Genomic DNA, 20,538 nt, shown 5'->3' on the forward strand with positions numbered 1-20,538 from the left:
TGACCTCACCGCGCGGTGTCGCGGGCCGTGGGATGCAGCTCGTACACCGACGAGAAGTCCACGTCGCGGGCCACGTAGATGCCGACGATGCCGCCCTGGTTCTGGTAGATCAGCGGCGGGATGCCGATGGTGCTGTCGAGCAGCTTCTCTGCGAGCTTGCTGGTGTTGGCAGTCGTCGAGGGCAGCACGATGGTGTCGGCGCTGCGGTCGTTGGCCTGGTTCTGGATCACGAGCTTGACCGAGTCGTCGATCAGCGACAGCAGCATCGCGGCGCCGATGCGTTCGCCCCAGCGGTTGTCGACGTAGCCGTCGACGCCGGATTCGCCGAGCGGGCCGGTGCCCGGTGATTCAATGTCGACGGTCACGCCGTGCGGCGTGCGCAGCCGGGTCCACAACACCGGGATGCGGACCGTGCCCGGCCGGACCGAGGCGATGCGGTACTCGCCGTCCAGATGCGAGCCGCGCTCGATCAGCAACACGCGGCCGTCGTCGCTGTAGACATTGCGCTGGACCTGGCACCCGACCATGCCCGAGGTCGCGCTGATCACCTTGGTCTTGAGCGCGCAGGTGAACGCCGTCCCCTTGGACAGGGTCAGGCTGCGGTTGCCGAGCATCGCGGCGACGACCCGCGGCGTGGCGGACCCCTGCATCTGGCCCCCGAAGAGCCCCCCTGCCGAGGGCACCCCTGCCGGGGGCGGCAGGCCACCCGCAAGGGGGTTCACAAGGGACGCGCCGTCGCCTGCCATCGTCGGCTCACCCTGGGAAGTCGCTGCGGCGGCCGACGCGTTGAGCGTTGCGAGCAGGCCCTGGAGCTGGCGCTGGTAGTCCTCGAGATTGCGGCGCGTCTGGTCCAGCGGATCGGCCGGATCCGGTGCCCGTGCGTCGGGCCCTGTCGGGGTTGCGGCGACGGCGGCCTGCTGCCGGCCGGGGGCCTCCGGACGGGTGGACACCAGCAGGACGGGGGCATCCTCCGGGAGGGTGGGGCGGGTTCCCCCGTTGGCCGGAGATGCCGCTGCTTGACCCGTTCGGCGCACGCCGATCGGCTCTGCGGCCTCGGCCACTGTCGGCTCAATCGCCGGGATGCGCGGCGGGACAGTCGGTGCAGACGCCGCCTTGGCTGGGACGGCCATGTCGAGCGTGCGCGGCTGGCCCGTCGCAGCAGCCGGCCGGTCGCGAGTCGGCTGGGCGTCGTCGGCCGGCTTGCCGCTGGACGCGAAGCGCTGGATCGAGAACGCCGACACGGCGATCAGCGAGCCGACGAGGAGGACGACTGCGACCAGCCCCTTCTTCGACCACGGCGGCCGCGCCGCTTCGGCGACGTTGGGAATGCCCGGCTCGCCCGGCAGCGGCTCGATGCGGTCGGCCGGCGGGCCGGCGGAGGGCCTCGGATCGTCACTCATGGCGGGGCTCCTGCGCGGTTGCCCGGGTCGTCGCCGGCGCCGAGACAGCGTGTTCCGCCCTCAACGATCGCCGTACGCCCGGCACGGTGGTCGACTCGACGGGCGGCACGCCGTCGATGTCGAAGGCTTCGTTCCACAGACCGACGACGGCCGATCCGGCGCGCAGCACGAGGCGTCGGCTGACGCGATCGACGACGAGCAGCTCGTCTTCCATCCGCGCGTTGACCAGCGACTCGCCGCCGTCACCGAGCACGTGGAACACCGCCGGAATCTCGCGGTTGCCCGGGAAGCGCAGGTAGGTGAACCGACCGTCGTCGAACACCAGTGTCGGCACGATGTCCGCGGAACCCTTGCCCTCGGCGATCGAGTAGCTCGTGTTGAGCACCTGGGGTTTGGCCTTGATGCGCTCGGCCACGAGCTCGGCGGCCGTCGGGGCCGGCGCGACCGGAATCGGTCCAGGGCGCAGCGCCAAGCCGGGATCGCGCAAGGGGTTTGAGGCCAGAGGCCGCTGCGTCGGCGCCCGGACGACCAGGCGGTATACCGCGGGCCTGGGATCACCGTCGGCCAGCGGCACGAAGCGGAAGGCGTGGGTCCGTCGATCCGTCACGACCGCCAGGTTGTTCGGTGCGGAGGCCGTCGACTTGGGTTTGACGAAGATGTTGCGACCACCAGGCTGGGTCGCGATGCACCAGGCGGCGTCCGGCTTCGCGCAGTCGCCGCCGAGGCCGGCACCCACCTCGGTGATCGCTTCGTCGGCATCGAGGACGACATGCGTCACGATGCCGCGCTTGACCGGCACGGTGACGACGGCCTGGGCGTCGTAGCTCACCTCGCGCAGGCGCGGGTCGCTCTGGGCGGCGCCGGTCGTCGGCCCAAGCAGGGCCGCAGCAGCCAGCAGCGTCGTCGTGCCGGTGGCTTTCATGGCTTGGCTCCTGGGACGGTGTTGATCTCGGGGTCGGAGCGGTAGGCCGTCACCACGAAACCGAAAGGGTTTTCGAGCCGGTCGCGCTCCTTGGCGAGCACCTTGGGCTGGTACTGGTAGACGACGCTGGCAACGTGGCGCGTCGTGACGTCGGGCAGGTTCCGCTCGGCGAGGCGCACGACCTTGTCGTAGGTGACCGTGGCGTCCGATCGGTTGCCGCTGCGACCGGATGGCGTGAGCCGGACCCCGACGATCTGGATGCGCCATTCCTCGGCAGCGCCGATCTTCTTCTGCAACGCGCCGTCGCCCTCGAACTGGCGGTTGTAGTCGGCAAACACCGTTGACGCCGCCATGCGCGCGACCTGGTCGAAGTCGCGCTGCAGGAACATCCAGCTGTAGCCCTCGCGGGCCCGTACGAAGGTCGCGAGGTTGTGCTTGTCGAGCGCCTCCAGCGGTGGAATCGTCTCGACGGCCAGGCGCTGCTGGATCGTCGTCTCGCCGGTGACGCGGTCGACGACGATCGGCACTTCCACGACGCGGCGCAGTGGGCCCTGCGCAAAGACGGCCGCGATGCCGAGCAGGCCCAGCATCATGCCGACCCCAGCGACCCACCAGGCGCGGCGCTCCGACCGTTCGAGCATCAAGGCCCGATCGACCTCCCAGTTGCGGTTGGCGGCGAGGGCGTCGTCGTCCTCGTCGGTCAAGGGGCGCCGCGGCCATGCGGCGGCTCCGACCGGCGGGCTGCCGGCCCCGATGACGGCACTCATGGGCGTTCCGCGCTAGGGCAGGTAGTCGGCGATGCGACCGGTGCGGCCCAGCATCTCGTACTGCCGCTCGCGGTCGCGCGAACGGGCGATGCGCTCGTCGCTGTCGGCCAGGCCCTGCAGCATCTGGATCTGGGACACCTCATGCGCCAGCAAGGCGTTTTCGGCGCCGACGCGGGCCTGGATCTCGAGGATCGACTTCTGATCGGTCGTGGCGTCGATCTGGTCCATCAAGCCTTGAATCTGCGCCAGTCGGCCGGCCGCCGACTTCATCGCATCCTGCAGCACGCCCTTGTACTGGTAGGGCTCCGCCAAACTCGCCTGGCACGAACTGCGGCTGCTGCCCGAGAGGTCCATGCAGTTGTAGATCAGCGTCGCGTCGCGCAGCGCCTTGGCGGTACCCGTCAGGCCGGCGTAGCCTGAGCCGTGGACCGCGTTGACCACCGTGTAGGCCTCGGCCGGAACGTAGTTGCGCAGCTGCGGGTTGTTGAGGACGTTGCCCAGGTTCCGCACGCCATTGATGCTGGCGAGCTGGTTCTGCAGCTGCGTGATCTGCTGCAGTTGGTTCTGGATCTTCGTGATGTCGTTGACCACCTGCTGCACGGTCTGCGCGAGGTTGGCCACGTCGATGACCGGAATGCCGCCGGCGTGGGCGCCGCTGGTCGCCAATGCGGTGAGCAGTGCAGCGGTGATGCGAAGTCGATGCTTCATGCGAGCCTCCCAGGCGTGGGTTGAATCAGGCGCGGCCTCGAAGGGCAGCGAGCTTGTAGGCGGCGGTGCGGACGTAGCCATAGCCTTGTCGGGCCATGGCAGTGGTGCCCGTCGCGGCCATCGGCGCGAGGCGGTTTCCGACGGCGGTCGCGGCGCTGCTGACCGCCCGCGGTAGGCCGGCGCCAGCCCGAATGACGCCCCCGGCCGTCGGCGGCGCAGCGGGGCGTGACAAGGCGGCCGACCTGAGCCCGGCGACCATGAGCGCGTTCTGGACCATCTGGAAGCCCTGTTGGACCGCGGCGCCACCGGTCAAGGCAGAGGCAAGGGACGGTGCCTGGAAGCAAAGGATCCCCATCAAGACCATGAGCACGCAGTACCGGATCGCCTCACCCAGCACGTTGAACGTCGCTCCGAGGAACCCACCGCCGCTCTGGATTGCCGCGAACATCTGTTGACCCATGTAGGCGCTGAGGCCCAATGCGAAGAAAGCGAACCAGGTGAGCACGACCGCGTTCAGCAGCATCGACAGCCAACTGTCGAAGAAGCGGACGGTCGGTCGCCAGGCCAGGCCGAAGATGAAGAGGGGGCCGATCGCGATGAGGAAGGTCAGGAGCAGCTTAGACAGCGTGACCACGAACAGCGCGATGCACAGGAAGATCACCGACCCCATCGAGAAGATCGCCGCGGCAAGCACGAGGTCGAGTCGGAACATGCTCGCGTCCTTCATGATGTCGGCCACTTGCGCGCTTGCATCGTCATTGAATCGATCCAGCAATGCATACGGCGAGCTGATCGTGGCTGGGTCAGCCGCGGCTGGAAGGAAAGTGGTTGCCACTCCCATGGCCAAGGCGTTGGCTGTCTCAGCGACGTTCGAGACGTAGAAGCCGGACTGAAGCGCGAAGGTGAGGATGAGCCCGATCTTGAACACCTTCCACAAGAAGGTCGGAACCGACTCGGGAACTTCGTTTCGCAGGACGGCCCAGCCGTACAAGGCCACCCAGAGAGTCATCGCGGTCAGCACGACGGGGGTCAACGCGCTCATCAACGCGGACACGACGCCGAGCGCGTAAGTGCTCAGGATCGCATCGAAGCGGGCACCCATCCAAGCAAACACGCGGTGTCTCCTTCACTGAACGGCGTCGTACGGCAGGTTCGCCGGCGGCCGCGCGTGCATGTCGACGCACTTGCTGCCGATGTCCGGGTATTGACACCAAAGCCAGGTCGGACCGCGCTTCGCGATCCAGAGCCGAGACAGCTTCTTTGTTCCGTAGCTTGATGCACGGCATGTCGTCGGACGCGCAAACGGCTCGGTGCACTCCCGCAAGCCATCGGTCGTCTCGACCATGTGCCACGGCCCGGCGTTGCAGCCCGCCTCCGCTGCGCATGGGCGTGACTTGGATGCGGGCCCCGCCACCGGAACGGGAGGTAGCTCGACGCGTCTTGATCCGTCCGGCATGACCTTCACCGCCTCATTGCCCTTGACGTACTGAGCGGAGGCTGGGGCGGCGGCAAGCGCGCAGAACGTCGCTGCCATGGCGAACTGAAGCAGTTTCATGCTGCTCTCCTCGAGTTTCTGGACTTGCGATCCTGAACCTCGCGCAGCAGGACGGGAAGCCACTGAAACGCATCGTCACCATGCCGTGCGCGGATGCCGTCGAGCAGCGCGACGTTGTCGGTCGTGGCCGACAGCACGGTGATGAAGTCGTCCAACCCGGACAGGTCGAGCTCGCAGATCGCGCTCGCGTGGCCCTGCTTGACCAGGAAGCGCCTTCCGCCCTGGGAGCCCAGGCTGCGCACGATGTCGAACTCGGCCAGGCTCAACCCGAAGCCTTCGACGTACTCCTCGCGGACCGCTTCAGGGTTGGCCAGGAAGATCTTGGTCACGCTCTGCTCGATCATGGTCCGGCCGATCGGGTGGCGCAGCACGTCCGACGGGCTTTGCGTGTCGAAGATGCCCAGGCCGTTCTGCTTGCGGATCGTCTTCTGCTTCTGCTTGGCGAAGTCGCTGAAGATCGGGTGGTCGAGCGCCTTCCAGAACTCCGAGATCACGTAGATCAGCCGCTCGCCGTTCACCAGCTCTTCCATGAGCTGCAGCAGGTACATCATCACCGGCGTGCGGACCTCAGGCAGGTCCAGAAACTCGGTGGTGTCGAAGCCGATCACCGGCGCAGCCTGCAGGTCCTGCAGGCGGTCGTCGGCCTGGTCGAACACCCAGCCGAGCGCGCCACCCTGGCACCAGCGGCCGAGCCGCTCGAACAGGCTGTTCTCGCCGGTCTTGGGCAGGTTCTGCCGCAGCGTCGAGAAGCGCCGCAACGGCGCCGGCATCAATGCGACCGCGCGCACCGCATCGGCGATCGCCCGCTCGTCGGACGGCAGCAGCGGCAGGGCCGGGGTCTCGAGGCAGGTGCGGACCAGCTGTTCCCAGAACTGCAGGCGCGCCGGCGTCGGCTCGCGTTGCAGTGGGTTGCAGCCGGTCGGCTGACCGGCTTCGAGCGTGAAGTAGCGGCCACCCAGGGCACGGATCGCGATCTCGCAGCCCCGGTCGAGGTCGAACAGCACCAACCGCGGCGCAGGCGTCCACTTGCGCGTGAGCGTCAGCAGGAACATCTCCAGCGTCGTCTTGCCGACGCCCGTCGAGCCGATGATCAGCGTGTTGCCCGGCAGCTTCCGGTCGGCCGAGTCCTCGCCCTCGGGGCTGTGGTGCAGGTTCAGGTAGTAGGGCTGGCCGGACGGCGTGCGCAGCAGCGCCAGGGCCTCGCCCCAGGGGTTGCCGTCGCGCTTGCCGCGCGCGAAGTTGTGGCCGCTGGCCAGCGCCGCGAAGGCACGCGACGACAGCTTGGCATCGCGTGGCCGCCACTGCCAGTTGCCCGGCATCTGCGCGAGCCAGGCGGCATCGGCGACCAGGTCCACCGGGGCCATCTGAAGGCTCGACGCCTCGCCGACGGCGCCGATGGCCTGCGCGGCGCGCCGGCCGGCATCGGCCACGCTGTCGCCGAAAACCACCAGGCTGTAGTGGTACTCGCCCATGCAGAACTGGCCGTCGCCCAGCTCGTTCAGCGCCACGTCCATCTCGGCCACCTGCGTGGCGACCACGTCGTCGCTGGCGATCAGCTGGTCGCGCTGCAGCTCGAGCGCGGCGATCGCCTCGCGCCGCGGCAGAACCGAGAAGCTCTGCGTCTCGATGAACTCGCTGGCTTCGTACAGCAGGGCATCGAGGATGCCGGGCTCGACCGCATCGGCGTACTCCTTGATGTCGACCAGCGCGGCGTAGCGGCGCTGGTCGCCCTGCCGCAACTCCAGCTTGTCGCCGCCGAAGCACAGCCTGGCCGTCGGCAGGCTGCGGTAGAGCGGTCCGGCGGTCGCCGGGACGGGACGCCAGACGCCGTTGACGAGGTAGCCGAGGAACTCGGCGACTTCCGAGTAGCTGCGGCCACCCTGCCGACGCAGCCCCAGCAGTTCGGGGCCGAAACCGCGCAGCACCCGGGCGACCAGTGCCGAGCGCTCGTCCATCAGCCGCAGCGCGTCGGCCTGGGCGGCGGCGATGGCCGCGCGCGAGCGCTGTGTCGGCTGGAGCGCCCGGCTCACCCGCGAGACGTTCGGCCGGTACACCAGCGTCAGGTAGAGCTCGTTGCTCATCATCCGACGTTGACCCAGGCGCGCCTGGTAGGCGGACGACAGGTCGCGGGCGAAGCCGGGCTCGGCGGGCTCCTGCAGCCGATCCTCGACGACGCGGTGCAGCCGATGCGTCCAGACCGCCCACTGGCCACCGGCCAGGTTGCGCAGCAGGCTGCACAGCGCCTCGTGCCGTTCGGCGATAACCTGTTCGTCGGTGCATTCGAAGGGAATGCCATCCAGGCGCCAGACCCGCAGGTAGTCGCCACCACGGGTGATGACGTCATGGGGACCGACGAGCGACGAGAACGGCACGAAACGCGCCAGCGGGTTCTCGCGCAGCGCCTGCGCCCAGTAGCGTGGCAGCAGCGGCGCCGGCCGGTGCTTGCGCGCCGCCTTGCGGCTCGATTCAGCGGTGCCAAGCATCGTGGGCTCCTCGGTAAGCCATGGGCGCGTAGCTCCGCGCCTGCCAGAAGCGTCGGTTGCGGTCACACAGCCCGAGCTTCGCAGCGACGAACATCTGCCGGAAGCGCTGGTCGTCGCGCCGCGTCACGAAGCGCATCCACAGTAGGACCGGCACGGTTGCCAGCACCACGGCCGCGGCCAGCCAGCCGCTGACCAGGATGCCGCCCCACATCACCAGCAGCATCGCCGTACCTGCCAGCACGACCAGCGGCACGAGCGGGACGCCCAGCTTCATGGCCGGCCGCGTCGCGCCCTTGTAGATCGCTTCGGCATGCATGGCGGCAGCCTCAGGTGCTCGGCGCGACGATGTAGCTGGCGAACGCCGCGGCGCCGCCGACCAGCGTGCCGCCGATCAGCACGTTCGCGACATCGCTCAGCCGCGCGCCTTGGAAGATCATCTTGAAGCCGGCCCAGATGATCGCGATCGTCACGACGGCGATCGAGATCGTCACCAGGATGGCGTTGACGTTCGTGACCGTCGTGTTGACCCGCTCGAAGCCCTGGGCGCGGGCGACGCCGGACGCGACGACCAGGGTCAAGGCGATCAGCCGGTGCGGCAGCGACGACGGGGCGGGGTGTGGGAATGGCATGGAGGTCTCCTCGGAGAGCTGGGCGTGATGCGTCAGCGAGCGGTTGCCATGCGCCGCGCCGCCTCGACGACACGGTCGACGTAGCCGTGCCGAAAGCCGGTGACGGCATTGCCGCTGTAGTAGCAGGACAGCGCCCGGCGCAGCGCGACTTGCGGCGTCGCATCGCCGCCATGGCGATCGAAGCACTCGCCAAGGACCGTCTGCATCGCCGTCAGGCTCGTGCAGGCGTCCAGTGCCGATGCGTCGGTGAGGCCCAGGCGCTCGAAGTTGTGCCGATTGATCTGTGCCAGGCCGACGCTGTAGTTCCAGCCGTCGGACCGCAGCCGCTCGATCGTCGCCAGCGCCTCGGCAGCATGGCGCGGCTGGCGCTCCAGCGCGCCGCCGAACACGCCGATCGCGTGCGGGTTGAATCCGCTCTCGACGTCGACCAGGGCGCGGGCCGTGATGCCGTCGACCTGCGGCGCGCAGGCCGCGACCAAGGCAAGGAAGGTGGCCATGTCCATCGCTGGGCCTTCAGGGCGTCAGGTCGAAGGTGGCCGGCGGCGGCAGCGACGCCAGCCAGGCGGCATGGTCGTCGTCGAAGCGCGTGTCCCACTGGCCGAGTTGCGCTTTGGCGGCCGGGCTGAACTGGGTCACCGTGCCGCCCGACCGGGCCCACCAGGTGCGGGCGAACAGGGTGCCGTCGATCGAGACGCTGACCACGCCGCTGTAGTCGCAGGTGTAGACCGGGCCGAGCATGCGGGTGTACTGCGGCGGGCAGCGGTAGGGTGCGTAGGCCCAGGCGTGCGTGGCCGAGTTGCCTGCCCCGGCCATGCTGCAGCTCGGAAACGACCTGCCGCGGGCGAGGTCACGGAACAGCTGCCTGATCGGCGGCACGCACTGCGGGACCGCGCGCCAGTTCGGTGCGGCGAGGCACAGCAGCACCAGGCAGCCATCGACCGCCTTCGCAGGGCCTGGCGCACCCATTGACAGCAGCGCGACGGCGACGCTCAGCAGCGTCGCGTGTGTCCTTGTGCAAGACCCGCCACGGCACTCGCAACGGTCCTTGGCATGGGCTCGGGCCGCGTCTAGGATAAGGCTGCTTCGCATGCTGAGTCCTCGCTGCTGACGTCGTCCGGGGAGGAGTCCTTCGGCGCCTCGCAAGGCCCCGCAAGGTCACTCTAGGTTCGATCGCCACGCGGGCTCATGCTGGATTCAGGGTGTTTTCCTGCTGTCTCGAGGAGGTCCGGTGCTCACGACCATGGCGTCTCTCGATCCGCTCGTGCATCCGCATCAGCTGGAGGTTCAGGACTTCGACGACTACGCGCTCGTGATCGATGCGCGCAGCGCCGAGGCGTACGCGCAGGATCGCGTGCCCGGGGCGATCCATCTGCCGGTGCATCTCGCGTCGGCGGTGTCGTCACCGCCCGGCGAGTTGCCGCCGGGTCTCGCAGCACATGTCGCGGCGCTGGACCGACAGGCGGCCATCCTCGTCTACTGCGGCCGGGGCGGACTCGACAGCGAGGTCTGGGCCCGGCCCTTGAGGCGGGCTGGCTGGCAGGTCGACGTGCTCGGCGGCGGCTGGCCGAACTACCGCCGCTGGGTGGATGCCGGGCTGGAGCGCTTGCCGCGCGCGCTGACCTTCCGGCAGCTCGTCGGTCCGCCGGTCGGCGGTGTGTGCCGCTTCCTGCGCGTGCTGAGGCGACGCGGCGAGCAGGTGCTCGACGTGGCGAGCCTCGCAGGGCAACACCTGGTGCCCGGATTGAGCGTCACGGGGGACCGGCCCGTGTCACAGGCCAGCTTCGAGGGGGCCTTGCTCGATGCGCTGCGTCGCTTCGACCCGGCCCGTCCGGTCTGGGTCCGGTGCGGTGGTCAGTTGCCGAGCCAGTTGAGGTTGCCGCCGGCTTTCGCAGAGGCGATGCAGCGGGCCATTGCGATGAAGATCGAAGCACCGGTCGAGGCGCGTGCCCGGCTGTGGCGCCACAAGCTCCGCGCGACGCGCACGCCGGTCGACGCCGTGCTGCTGGCGCTCGGGGCTCAAGTGCCGTCGCGGACCGCATCGATCGCGACCGCTGATGTGGTCACCGACTGGCCGGGCGGCGCCACCGATCTGCTGGCAGCGTTGATCGAAGACCGCATCGATCCTCTCGATGCAAGATTGGCAAGCGCAAGGCCCGCCGAAGTCGTTCGCCTGGCTTCGCTGGACGTAGGCACCGTGTCCGCAGTCGTCGCAGCTTGGCTGAAAGCACCCCCCGCCGCTCGCGGCGGCTGGGCTCAGAGCAGACCGTAGAGCTTGGCGATGCGGACTGCGGCACGCCGGTTCGGCGTGCCCAGCTTGGCGTTGATGCGCTGGAACCGGCAATCGATCGTCTTCGCCTCGGTCTGCAACCCGGCAGCGATCGCTTTGCTGCTGTGGCCGGCGTCTTCGTGCCGAAGCAGGTCGAGTTCCGCTTCGGTGATGCGCGAGCGGGCGATCAGCTCGGCCTTGATCTGGCCTTGCCACCAGCCATGCAGCTCCATCGCCAGGCAGCGCGCCAGCAGCTTCACGGTCCGATAGCCTTCGTCGTCGAAGTAGCCCTCGGTGGCCGAACCGAGACAGAGCACACCGACGCGCGAGTGGCCGGCGGCTGACGGCGTCGGCGCGATCAGGGTGGAACGGAAGCCGTAGGCGCCGGCAGCCTCCACGAAGGCGCGCTCGCGAGGCGACCGCGGCATGAGCTCGCTCGAGCGGGTTGGCTCCGAGGCCTGCATCGCGTAGCGCAGCCAGGGATCGTCGGCAAACCAGCCATCGCGCGCATACGCCGTGCCCCATGCGGGATCGCAGGCCAGCAGGCAGCGGTACGAGGCAAGCGTGGCGTCGTCGCGGATGAAGCTCGTGAACCATCCGGCGTCGGCCCCCAGATGCTCGACAGCTTGTCGCAGCAGGTCGACCGCAGCTGGCTTGGACGTCGCCAACTCGATGCGACCGGCGATCTCGAGCGCCCGCGACGAGTAGCCCGGCGCACTCGCATGCTCGCGCAGGCTCGCTTGGTCAAGCGCGTTCGGGCAGCAGCTCATCGCCGTGGCGCCGCAAGTGGCTGTGCAGCATCGGATGGTCGAAGCGGACCGGGTCGCTGTCGCACCAGCGCGCGAACGCGTCGCGCCGCTCGAACACCATCGCCACCGTGACGAGGGCGCCCAGTGGACGCCTCTGCGTGCGCTCGACGAACAGGCCTTCCGGCACCGCATGCAAGGCAAACGCGACGGCACCGTCGTCGCTCGCGAGCCGGACTGCATCCACAGAGCGCGATGAGTCGCGGGGCGTGGGCTTCGACAAGGCGCGACGTTGACGCCGCTCGTGGAGGAGCGCGGCCTTCGGCCCGAGCGGCGCGATCTCGCTGGCATCCAGCTCGGCGGTCCGGCGCTGGCGGCAAGCCATCGGCTTGCGCCCGGCATGCTGCGCCGTGGCGCCGCAGGAGGTCTCTGTGCCCATCTGCGCTCCCTGATTGCACGGCCGCTGAAGCCGCCTGTGATGGTGGCTGCCGATGGGCCGGAGCAATGATGACCCTCTCAGGCGCGGATTGATCCAAGCTTTCGATTTGCTGTCAATCACTGCATCCCACTCGAATCGTGACGGCTGGTTAACGGCTCATGCAATGTCTTGCATGCGTCCAAGCCAGGTCAGAGCGCCCGTGTACGGGCGCTGGACATCGGCCGGGCTGTGGGCTGACGCCCTGCGCACGGCCGGACCCCTCGTCGCACCGGTCGGCGTGGCCCGCATCCGCCGGTCGCCTCCTGTGCGAACCGTAGCGCCGCGCGCGCGGGCACCAGGGCCTTTCGCGGCATAAACGGCCGCCTTCCCACCGCCGCTGCGCGCCGGCGGGCCCCTTCCATTTATTCCACGTTGCCCTGGCGCCCGCGCTTCATCGCGGCGCTGTCGGTCTCGCACGGCGACCGACGAATGCGGGGCAGGGCACAGCCCGACACCGGACCTGACGCCGAGGGATCAACCGCCACGAACGGCTCCCTCGGAACTTTGGGCAGGGGCCGGGAGGTGGAAGGGGCAACAGCGTGAGAAACACCAAGGATCGATCGAGCCGCGCGGTGCGTCTGTGGCGCGGAGCGGGGGCTGCGCGGTGTCGGCGCTTCGTGCTGCCGCGGGCCGGCGTGCCGCCGTGAGGCGGCGGCTCGCCCTCCAAACGCATCGCATTCAACCCAAGGAAATCATCATGGAACACAGGAAAGAACTGCTGGGCATCGAGCTGTCCCAGCTGGTGACGTCACCGTTCAACGTGCGTCGGCACAGCAGCGGTCAGGTGGAGGAGCTCGCCGCACTCATCGACGCGCAGGGTCTGCTGCACAACCTGGTCGTGACCGAGCAGGTGGTCGGCAAGGGTCGGGCACGTCAGGTCCGGTTCGCGGTGGCGGCGGGCGAGCGGCGTCGCCGTGCGCTGATGCTGTTGCAGCAGCGCGGCCGGCTGCCGACCCCCTTCGTGGTGCCGTGCGAGCTGGTGCCGCCCGAACGGGCCCGCGAGGTGAGCCTGGCGGAGAACAGCGGACGCGAGGCCATGCACCCGGCCGACGAGTTCGACGCCTTCAAGGCGCTGATCGATGAGGGCAAGGGTGTCGAGGACGTGGCCGCGCGTTTCGGGGTGTCGGTGCTGACCGTGCAGCGACGGTTGCGGCTGTCGAACGTCTCGTCTCGCCTGCTGGCGCTGTACCGCGAGGACGGCATCAACCTCGACCAGCTGATGGCCCTGGCCCTCAGCGAAGACCATGCCGCACAGGAGCGGGCGTGGTTCGAGGCGCAGCCCTGGGACCGTACGCCGGCCGTGCTGCGGCGGGTGCTGACAGTCGGGCAGGTCGAGGCCTCGCGGGATGCGATGGCGCGCTTTGTGGGCATCGAGGCCTACGAGGCGGCGGGTGGCGTTGTTCGCCGCGACCTGTTCGACGACGACTGCAGTCGCTATCTGGCTGACCTGGACCTGCTGCGACGGCTCGCGTACGAGAAGCTGGGCACCCTGGCTGCCGAGGTGCGTGGCGAAGGCTGGGCCTGGGTCGAGCCGCGGCTCGACGTGGACAGCCCCGCGCTGCGGCAGTTCACGCCGGCCGAGCACATGGCCCGCGTTCCGACGGCGCAGGAACAGGCCGACCTGGACGAGCTCGATGCGCGCAGTGCCGAGCTGGAGCGTGAGGTCGATGCGCTCGATGAAGCAACCGAGTGGTCGGCCGACGATGCGGAACGCATCGACCTGGAGGAACAGGCCATCGACCAGCGCCGCAAGCTGATCCTGGCGGGCTTGCGGACGTGGTCGCCCGTATTGATGTCGAGGGCCGGGGCGCTCGTGACGATCAGTCGCGAGGGCGAAGCCGAGGTCTTGCGGGGGCTGTTGCGCGAAGGGGATCGGAAGGCCTTGGTGGCTGCACGGCACAAGGCAGCGCGGCAGGTCGGTCCCGAACGGACCGAGGCGCCCAGTCCAGGGGAGGGGAGCCGTTCAGGCTGTAGCGATAGCCTGCTGCGTCGGCTGGCGGCGCACCGCACCATGGCGCTGCAAGTGACGCTGGCACGTCACACGCAGGCGGCCTTGGCCTCGCTGGCCCATGTGTTCGTGCAGGGGCTGTTTGGCGAGGACTTCCATCGCGTGCGCTCGCCGCTGCAGGTGTCGCCGGTCTACTGCCGCAGCGCGCTCGAGGTGGCGGCGGACGACCTCAAGACCGGCCGGGCTGCTCAGCAGTTCGACGCGCTCACGGAAACATGGAGAGCTCGGTTCCCAGCCGAGCAGGGCGAATGGTTGGGGTGGTTGATCGGTCTGCCGCAGAGTGAGCTGTTGGAGCTGTTGTCGCTGTGCGTGGCGTCGACGGTCAACGCGCTCCCCGCTGCGGGTGGACCGCATGAAACCGATGCGCTGAGTCGGGCGCTCGGTCTGGATATGGCCGAATGGTGGGAGCCGTCTGCGACAAGCTATCTGAACCACGTGCCGAAGAGCCTGATCCTGCAAGCCTTGCAGGAAGCGGGCGTGGGCGAGGGAGCGGAGAAACTCGCCACCATGAAGAAGACCGAACTGGTCACTGCAGCAGCCGCACGGTTGGCTGGGACGCGGTGGATGCCTGCGGTGTTGCGGATCGCGCCCGACTGATGGTGAAGGCTGGCCCGGCCGCATGGTCGGGCCGGCGTTGAACCGAGTGGATCATGTGGATCCTATTTGCAGGCGCGTCCAGACCGGACGCGCCGTACTGGCCGGGGCGGCGGTGGCTGGCCGCGGTCGATGCTATGGCGTGGCCCACCGCCTGGGTGCTGCTGCTGCTGCGTGCGCTACCGGAGCCCGGTGGCGTGGTGCTGCCGACGATGAGCGCGGTCGCAGCTTTGGTGGTCGTTGGTCGGCTGCGTCGCGCGGTCTACGCCAACCACCACTACCGGTTCACGACGTCGCGCTGGTGTCGTGCTGTGGGCACCCTGCTGGTGATCGGGTGGATGCTGAAGTCGATGCTGGGCGCTTGAGTCAGCGAATGCAGTGCTCGCCGAGATCGATCACGATCAGAGCGCTGCAAGCATCTGCGACGGCGTAGCGCGTTAGTGCGTAACGACGGGGCGTGCTTCGCTCCAGCGGTCGAGGTCTGCACGGCGCCACGCCACCGCCCGTGAGCCCAAGCGCACAGGGCGGGGGAACTTGCTTTCGGCCATCATTCTATAGATCGTGGATCGTCCAAGACCGGTCATCCGCATCACCGTAGGCATGCGGAGGAACGGCGAGCCAGCCGATTCCACTTGAGGTGACGGATCCTCGGGCTGAGGGTGCACCATGCTTGATCTCCTGGGACGCGTTCTGACCAATTTAAGTGATGGGCCGCTAGGCTACGACGCTGGATTTGCAGCTGAAACCCGCCCGATCGCCGCAGATAAGACGAACGAGTGGAGAGTGGATCAGAAGACCGTGAAGAAGGAGCTGCTAACGGCAGAACGTCGCGGTCGAGGCCGCGGGCCGATCGACCACTGCAGACTGAGGCTGTGTGAAAACGCATTGATTGGTCGAGGTGGTCGCCTAAGTTGTGGCAACGCGACTTCGGGCGGGCCACATGAAGCGATTCATCGAGGGCGAGGAACGCGGCCAGATCACGTTGCTGCCGGAGTGCCTGGACGACTTCATCGCCGAGGACAACCCGGTGCGGGTCGTTGATGTCTTCGTCGATGAACTGAAGCTGTACAAGCTCGGCTTCGATGGCGTGAAGCCCGCGGCAACCGGCCGGCCGTCGTACCACCCGGCGGTGCTGCTGAAGCTCTACATCTACGGCTACCTCAACCAAGTCCAGTCGAGCCGACGCCTGGAGCGCGAAGCGCAGCGCAACGTCGAACTGATGTGGCTGACCGGCCGCCTGACGCCGGACTTCAAGACCATCGCCGACTTCCGCAAGGAGCACGGAGATGCGATCCGCAGGGTATGCCGCGAGTTCGTCCTGCTGTGCCGGCGGCTCAAGCTGTTCGCCGTCGGCATCGTTGCCATCGACGGGAGCAAGTTCAAGGCCGTCAACAACCGCGACAAGAACTTCACCAGTCACAAGGTCCAGGTCCGGATGCAGCAGCTGGAGCACAGCATCAACCGCTACCTGACCGAGCTCGATCGAGCTGATCGTGATCCGGCGATCGTGCTTCCCGAGCGGGCGGCGCGTCTGAAGGAGAAGATCGCCAAGATCAAGCAGCAAATGCGAGACCTCGGCGAGATCGAGGAGCAGCTGCAGGCCTCGCAGGAGCGGCAAGTCTCCCTGACCGACCCTGACGCGCGCTCCATGGCGACCAGCCGCCTGGGCTCGGCAGTAGTCGGGTACAACGTTCAGACCGCGGTCGATGCGAGGCATCACCTGATCGTTGCGCACGAGGTCACCAACGCCGTCACGGACCGTGGACAGCTGGCCGCGATGGCGAAGGCCGCCAAGGAGGCCGCCGGGCACCCGACGCCCATCGTCCTGGCGGACCGTGGCTACTTCGAGGGGTACCAGATCCTCGAATGTGAACGTGCAGGCATCGCGGCGATGGTGCCGAAGCCACTGACCTCGGGCGGCAAGTTCGAGGGTCGCTTCGACAAGCGCAACAAGCGGTCCCGCGCATGCGCGGCGGGGAGGGCTATCGCCGATAACTGACTGATCACGCCGACGATCTTGCGCCGTCGCTGGGTGCAGATGACGCTGCAAGTTCTTACAGCATCTAGAGTGATGGCGGGTACAGGCAACGAGAAGCTTGAACGGATGCGGCACAGCAGTTCACCGCGCCGCGAGGAGACCACTGGCGTCTTTACACGCGCTCGATCACCATCGCGATACCCTGTCCCACTCCGACGCACATTGTGCAAAGAGCGTAGCGTCCGCCGATACGATGCAGTTGACGGGCTGCGGTAATGACGAGGCGTACACCGCTGGCGCCAAGCGGGTGGCCGAGCGCGATGGCACCGCCATTCGGATTGACACGCTCGTCGTCGTCGGCCAAGCCTAGGCTCCGCAGCACGGCGAGCCCCTGGGCGGCAAAGGCTTCGTTTAACTCGATCACGTCCATCTGTGCCAACGACAGTTTGGTGAGAGCGAGCAGCTTCTGCGTAGCAGGCGCTGGACCAATACCCATTATGCGGGGCGCGACACCGGTCGCTGCCATTCCGACGATGCGCGCCATCGGTGCAAGACCGTTCCGCGCAGCGGCCGACTCGCTCGCGAGCAACAGCGCGCACGCACCGTCGTTGATTCCTGAAGCATTGCCGGCCGTCACGGTCCCCTCGGGTCTAGCTACGCTCTTGAGCTTTGAAAGCGCCTCGAGCGAGGTCTCTCGCGGGTGCTCGTCAGTCGCGACCAGAACCGAGCTATCCTTCTTCTGCGCAACACTGACCGGTGTGATCTCCGCCTCAAAGTAGCCCGATTTCTGCGCTGAAACCGCCTTCGTCTGAGAGGCAACCGCCATGCGATCCTGATCTTCGCGCGAGATGCCGAATTCTTGAGCTACGTTCTCAGCGGTCTCTGGCATCGAATCGACACCATACTGCTGCTTCATTAGCATGTTGATAAATCGCCAGCCGATCGTTGTGTCGTGCACGGCGTTGCTGCGACTAAAGGCGCTTCCGGCCTTTGGCATGACGAAAGGCGCACGGCTCATGCTTTCGACGCCACCGGCGATCATCAGCTGCGCTTCGCCGGACTTAATGGTGCGAGCCGCGATCCCCACAGCATCCATGCCAGAACCGCATAGACGGTTCACAGTTGTGCCTGCGACTTCTGTTGGCAGACCAGCAAGCAGCGTCGCCATGCGCGCGACATTGCGGTTATCTTCGCCAGCCTGGTTGGCGCATCCGTAAATGACGTCGTCGATGCTCGCCCAGTCCATCGTCGGATGCCTCGTAACCAGGGCCTTGATGGGAACTGCGGCCAGGTCATCGGCGCGTACGGCGGAGAGCGCACCGCCGTAGCGACCAAAGGGCGTTCGGATGCCGTCGCAGATAAAGGCTTGGGGGCTACTCATATGCCAATTCCTATGCGTCGGGGCTTGATGCGATCAGCGGTACACCGCAAAGCCGCCGGAGTTCATCGAAGCTCAGGCCGTCGACCATCTCGACGACCTTCAATCCCCGCGGTGTCACGTCGATCACGGCCAAGTCGGTGTAGACGCGACTCACGCAGCCGATCCCCGTGAGCGGGTAGACGCAGCGCTCCACTAGCTTGCTCTGTCCCTGCTTCGTCAGCAGTTCCATCATGACGAACGTTCTCTTTGCGCCGATCGCCAGGTCCATCGCTCCCCCCACCGCGGGAATTGCCTCCGGGCCGCCGGTGTGCCAGTTCGCTAGGTCGCCGTTGACCGAGACTTGGAACGCCCCGAGCACGCAGAAGTCGAGATGACCGCCACGCATCATTGCGAAGCTATCGGCGTGGTGGAAGTAGGCCCCGCCGGCCAACAGCGTGACCGGTTGCTTGCCGGCATTGATCAGGTCGTAGTCTTCCTCGCCCGCCATGGGCGCCGGCCCCATGCCCAGCAAGCCGTTCTCGCTTTGCAGGAAGATGTCGCGATCCTTCGGAAGATGGTTGGCAACCAGCGTCGGCAAGCCGATACCCAGGTTCACATATGAGCCTTCCGGGATGTCTTTGGCAACGCGCGCGGCCATCTCATGGCGATTGAGTCTGTTCATCGCAACCTACTCAGTTGGCTTGCTTGAATCCGGCAGGCCCGGTCGCCGTATAGGGCACCTGAACGATGCGCTGTACGAAGATTCCTGGCGTCACGATGGACTCTGGATCGAGCTCGCCGAGCGCCACGGCCTCGTGAACGGATGCGATGGTCAGTTTGGCCGCCATCGCCATGACGGGACCGAAGTTGCGCGCAGTCTTTCGGTAGACCAAGTTGCCCCATCGGTCACCGCGTTCCGCCTTGATCAGTGCGACATCGGCATGTATGGGCGATTCGAGAACGTACATCCGGCCTCCGATCTCCCGGGTCTCCTTCCCGTGGGCCAACTCGGTGCCGTAGCCAGTAGGCGTGAAGAAGCCTCCGATGCCTGCACCCGCTGCGCGGATGCGCTCGGACAGGTTGCCCTGCGGTACGAGCTCCAGCTCGAGCTTCCCACTTCGGTACAAGCCATCGAATACATGAGAGTCGGCCTGGCGCGGGAATGAGCAGATGATCTTGCGGACCCGTCCTGCACGCAGCAGAGCGGCCAAGCCCGTCTCGCCATTGCCGGCGTTATTGCTGACGATGACGAGATCCTTGGAGCCTTGAGCGACCAAGGCATCGATCAGCTCGTTTGGCTGCCCAGCGCCACCGAAGCCCCCGATCATGATGGTCGCTCCATCGGGAACATCAGCTAAGGCGTGTTCAGCATTCTTGTGCCGTTTGTCGATCATTGCGGGTGCGTTATCTGTGTCCACTGCGGAAAGCCGCTGACTAGGGCTTTCAGCTACGAGAAGAATCGAAATCTATGACGTGCCGCTCGCGACGGAGAGGAGCCAGGGCTCGACTGATTTGTAGGTGCTGAGGATGTTCGAGGTACGCATGCAATGCGGACTCATTATCAAAACTTGACAATAGACACAAATCGACCGAGGCAGGCATCTGGTCCGTGCGTACACCCACTTCGAATTGCCGTATTCCAGGAACTATGGCGCTGCAACTGAGCAAGGCTTCGCGGAAATGATCCGCGTCTCGCGCATCATGAAGCGTCCACATGACTATGTGCCAGATCATTCTGCGGACTTATTCAACATTGCGCCTGACGTTCCATCGTGGCATGCCTTGTTCGATTGCAGCACGAAGTCATGGCACAGGACACCGGTTCCCTGTGCGTCCTGCATCTTCACGACAAGTCCCGATCTCACGCCGAAAACAACGTCCGAATCCAGGAATGGATCGCCTTCTCGAAAAAGATGCGTGACCAGGGTTTCATGACCGTCGGCGCGGATCATGAAATGCAAGTGAGCGGGCCGCCAAGGATGGCGACCAGACGCCATCAACATACGACCTACCGGTCCGTCAGTGGGAACGGGATAAGCCTTCGGCAGGACCGTGTGAAAATTCAGCCTACCGGATGCGTCCGTTCGCATAAGGGCTCGGGCCCGGTATTCACCGGCCTTGCTGCGCTGCACGTCGTACAGTCCATCGTCGTCAGCTTGCCAGGCGTTGACCTCGGCACCAGCCAATGGGTGACCATCGGTTGACCTCACCGTGATATTGACCTCCAGCGGCAACCCCGAACTGCCTTCTGCGATATTGCTGCCAGGACTCCTTTCGGGGGCATTGGCAACATAGAAAGGCCCCAGCACAGTCGATTCGGTGACGTCCTTCTTGGCGCGCTTCTCGTTCATCGTGACCACCAGCATCGATAGCCCCAGGGTATCGGATAGCAGGATGAACTCTTGGCGAGTCTCGTCACGCAGTTGCCCTGTGGCGGTGAGGAACTTGATGCCGTTGAGCCACTCGTCCGGAGTCAGGCGAACCTCACGTGCGAACCCATGCAGGTGCTTGACAAGGGAAGTCAATATCTCCTTGAAGCGAGGGCTGTCGCATTCCGACAGGTGGCTGATGAAAGCATCCGTCACCGACTGTTCATCGATATTGCGCATGGAGAATTGACGCTTCGGAGGTGAGGCGGGTGTTA

Annotated in this window: 22 protein-coding genes and 1 pseudogene; 4 read left to right on the forward strand and 19 right to left on the reverse strand. The window is 66.8% G+C overall.

Going from position 1 to position 20,538, the window contains the following annotated elements:
• Window positions 1-5: 5 nt before the first annotated feature.
• From virB10 to ASC67_RS07525, 11 genes are read right to left on the reverse strand one after another with little or no spacing between them, the layout of a single operon-like run.
• On the reverse strand, window positions 6-1,400 hold the full coding sequence (gene virB10 / locus ASC67_RS07480) for a type IV secretion system protein VirB10 (protein WP_056317297.1): 1,395 nt from the start codon (window positions 1,398-1,400) through the stop codon (window positions 6-8).
• Window positions 1,393-2,322 carry a TrbG/VirB9 family P-type conjugative transfer protein gene (locus ASC67_RS07485; RefSeq protein WP_056317300.1) on the reverse strand — a complete coding sequence of 310 codons (930 nt, stop codon included), beginning with the start codon at window positions 2,320-2,322 and terminating at the stop codon, window positions 1,393-1,395. Before ASC67_RS07485 ends, virB10 begins: the two co-directional genes overlap by 8 nt.
• Window positions 2,319-3,089 carry a virB8 family protein gene (locus ASC67_RS07490; RefSeq protein ID WP_056317303.1) on the reverse strand — a complete coding sequence of 257 codons (771 nt, stop codon included), beginning with the start codon at window positions 3,087-3,089 and terminating at the stop codon, window positions 2,319-2,321. Before ASC67_RS07490 ends, ASC67_RS07485 begins: the two co-directional genes overlap by 4 nt.
• Before the next feature lie 12 nt (window positions 3,090-3,101).
• Entirely contained in the window at window positions 3,102-3,797 is a 696-nt protein-coding gene (locus ASC67_RS07495; protein WP_056317308.1) for a type IV secretion system protein, read from the reverse strand.
• Between the two features lie 25 nt (window positions 3,798-3,822).
• On the reverse strand, window positions 3,823-4,911 hold the full coding sequence (locus tag ASC67_RS07500; RefSeq protein ID WP_056317311.1) for a type IV secretion system protein: 1,089 nt from the start codon (window positions 4,909-4,911) through the stop codon (window positions 3,823-3,825).
• A 12-nt stretch (window positions 4,912-4,923) separates the two neighbouring features.
• Window positions 4,924-5,352, reverse strand: a complete 429-nt coding sequence (locus tag ASC67_RS20175; protein WP_082535870.1) for a hypothetical protein — start codon at window positions 5,350-5,352, stop codon at window positions 4,924-4,926.
• Window positions 5,349-7,835 carry a VirB4 family type IV secretion/conjugal transfer ATPase gene (locus ASC67_RS07505; protein WP_082535871.1) on the reverse strand — a complete coding sequence of 829 codons (2,487 nt, stop codon included), beginning with the start codon at window positions 7,833-7,835 and terminating at the stop codon, window positions 5,349-5,351. The genes ASC67_RS20175 and ASC67_RS07505 overlap by 4 nt, the downstream gene beginning before the upstream one ends.
• Complete coding sequence (locus ASC67_RS07510; RefSeq protein ID WP_056317314.1) at window positions 7,819-8,151, reverse strand: type IV secretion system protein VirB3; 333 nt, start codon at window positions 8,149-8,151, stop codon at window positions 7,819-7,821. The genes ASC67_RS07505 and ASC67_RS07510 overlap by 17 nt, the downstream gene beginning before the upstream one ends.
• A gap of 10 nt (window positions 8,152-8,161) precedes the next feature.
• Window positions 8,162-8,464 (reverse strand): TrbC/VirB2 family protein, encoded by a 303-nt coding sequence (locus ASC67_RS07515; RefSeq protein WP_056317319.1) that lies wholly within the window; start codon window positions 8,462-8,464, stop codon window positions 8,162-8,164.
• A 32-nt stretch (window positions 8,465-8,496) separates the two neighbouring features.
• Window positions 8,497-8,961, reverse strand: a complete 465-nt coding sequence (locus tag ASC67_RS07520; RefSeq protein ID WP_235566254.1) for a lytic transglycosylase domain-containing protein — start codon at window positions 8,959-8,961, stop codon at window positions 8,497-8,499.
• Window positions 8,962-8,977: 16 nt separating this feature from the next.
• Window positions 8,978-9,430 carry a hypothetical protein gene (locus tag ASC67_RS07525; protein ID WP_056317325.1) on the reverse strand — a complete coding sequence of 151 codons (453 nt, stop codon included), beginning with the start codon at window positions 9,428-9,430 and terminating at the stop codon, window positions 8,978-8,980.
• Window positions 9,431-9,692: 262 nt separating this feature from the next.
• Between ASC67_RS07525 and ASC67_RS07530 the strand changes: the two genes are divergently transcribed.
• The gene (locus tag ASC67_RS07530; RefSeq protein WP_056317329.1) at window positions 9,693-10,733 is read left to right on the forward strand and encodes a rhodanese-like domain-containing protein; all 1,041 of its coding nucleotides are present in this window, start codon (window positions 9,693-9,695) and stop codon (window positions 10,731-10,733) included.
• On the opposite strand, the gene ASC67_RS07535 is transcribed toward ASC67_RS07530, so the two are convergent.
• Both ASC67_RS07535 and ASC67_RS20785 read right to left on the reverse strand, forming a co-directional pair.
• Window positions 10,718-11,500 carry an autoinducer binding domain-containing protein gene (locus tag ASC67_RS07535; RefSeq protein ID WP_056317332.1) on the reverse strand — a complete coding sequence of 261 codons (783 nt, stop codon included), beginning with the start codon at window positions 11,498-11,500 and terminating at the stop codon, window positions 10,718-10,720. The two genes, ASC67_RS07530 and ASC67_RS07535, sit on opposite strands and share 16 nt — an antisense overlap.
• Window positions 11,475-12,035 (reverse strand): hypothetical protein, encoded by a 561-nt coding sequence (locus ASC67_RS20785; protein ID WP_162245610.1) that lies wholly within the window; start codon window positions 12,033-12,035, stop codon window positions 11,475-11,477. The genes ASC67_RS07535 and ASC67_RS20785 overlap by 26 nt, the downstream gene beginning before the upstream one ends.
• Before the next feature lie 616 nt (window positions 12,036-12,651).
• On the opposite strand from ASC67_RS20785, the gene ASC67_RS07545 reads away from it, so the two are divergent.
• Window positions 12,652-14,559: a ParB/RepB/Spo0J family partition protein gene (locus ASC67_RS07545; RefSeq protein WP_056317340.1), complete on the forward strand. Its 1,908-nt coding sequence runs from the start codon at window positions 12,652-12,654 to the stop codon at window positions 14,557-14,559.
• Between the two features lie 134 nt (window positions 14,560-14,693).
• Window positions 14,694-14,921 (forward strand): hypothetical protein, encoded by a 228-nt coding sequence (locus ASC67_RS07550; protein ID WP_235566255.1) that lies wholly within the window; start codon window positions 14,694-14,696, stop codon window positions 14,919-14,921.
• A gap of 72 nt (window positions 14,922-14,993) precedes the next feature.
• On the opposite strand, the gene ASC67_RS20180 is transcribed toward ASC67_RS07550, so the two are convergent.
• Window positions 14,994-15,224 carry an AlpA family transcriptional regulator gene (locus ASC67_RS20180; RefSeq protein WP_082535873.1) on the reverse strand — a complete coding sequence of 77 codons (231 nt, stop codon included), beginning with the start codon at window positions 15,222-15,224 and terminating at the stop codon, window positions 14,994-14,996.
• 272 nt (window positions 15,225-15,496) lie between these two features.
• Here ASC67_RS20180 and ASC67_RS07555 point away from each other — a divergent pair.
• Window positions 15,497-16,507 (forward strand): annotated as a pseudogene (locus ASC67_RS07555) (IS1182 family transposase); the annotation flags it as partial.
• Window positions 16,508-16,706: 199 nt separating this feature from the next.
• Here the strand turns inward: ASC67_RS07555 and pcaF are convergent.
• Genes pcaF through ASC67_RS07575 form a run of 5 tightly spaced genes read right to left on the reverse strand, consistent with a single transcriptional unit; the run spans window position 16,707 to window position 20,503 of the window.
• The gene (gene pcaF / locus ASC67_RS07560; protein WP_056317344.1) at window positions 16,707-17,915 is read right to left on the reverse strand and encodes a 3-oxoadipyl-CoA thiolase; all 1,209 of its coding nucleotides are present in this window, start codon (window positions 17,913-17,915) and stop codon (window positions 16,707-16,709) included.
• Between the two features lie 10 nt (window positions 17,916-17,925).
• On the reverse strand, window positions 17,926-18,576 hold the full coding sequence (locus tag ASC67_RS07565; protein ID WP_056317347.1) for a 3-oxoacid CoA-transferase subunit B: 651 nt from the start codon (window positions 18,574-18,576) through the stop codon (window positions 17,926-17,928).
• 10 nt (window positions 18,577-18,586) lie between these two features.
• The gene (locus tag ASC67_RS07570; RefSeq protein WP_056317350.1) at window positions 18,587-19,288 is read right to left on the reverse strand and encodes a 3-oxoacid CoA-transferase subunit A; all 702 of its coding nucleotides are present in this window, start codon (window positions 19,286-19,288) and stop codon (window positions 18,587-18,589) included.
• Between the two features lie 49 nt (window positions 19,289-19,337).
• Entirely contained in the window at window positions 19,338-19,628 is a 291-nt protein-coding gene (locus ASC67_RS20185; RefSeq protein WP_082535874.1) for a Dabb family protein, read from the reverse strand.
• A complete protein-coding gene (locus ASC67_RS07575; protein WP_056317353.1) occupies window positions 19,625-20,503 on the reverse strand; it encodes a dioxygenase in 879 nt (292 codons plus the stop codon). The genes ASC67_RS20185 and ASC67_RS07575 overlap by 4 nt, the downstream gene beginning before the upstream one ends.
• Window positions 20,504-20,538: the final 35 nt, after the last annotated feature.

It is taken from the genome of Methylibium sp. Root1272 (genome assembly GCF_001425905.1).
Lineage (GTDB): Bacteria > Pseudomonadota > Gammaproteobacteria > Burkholderiales > Burkholderiaceae_C > Methylibium.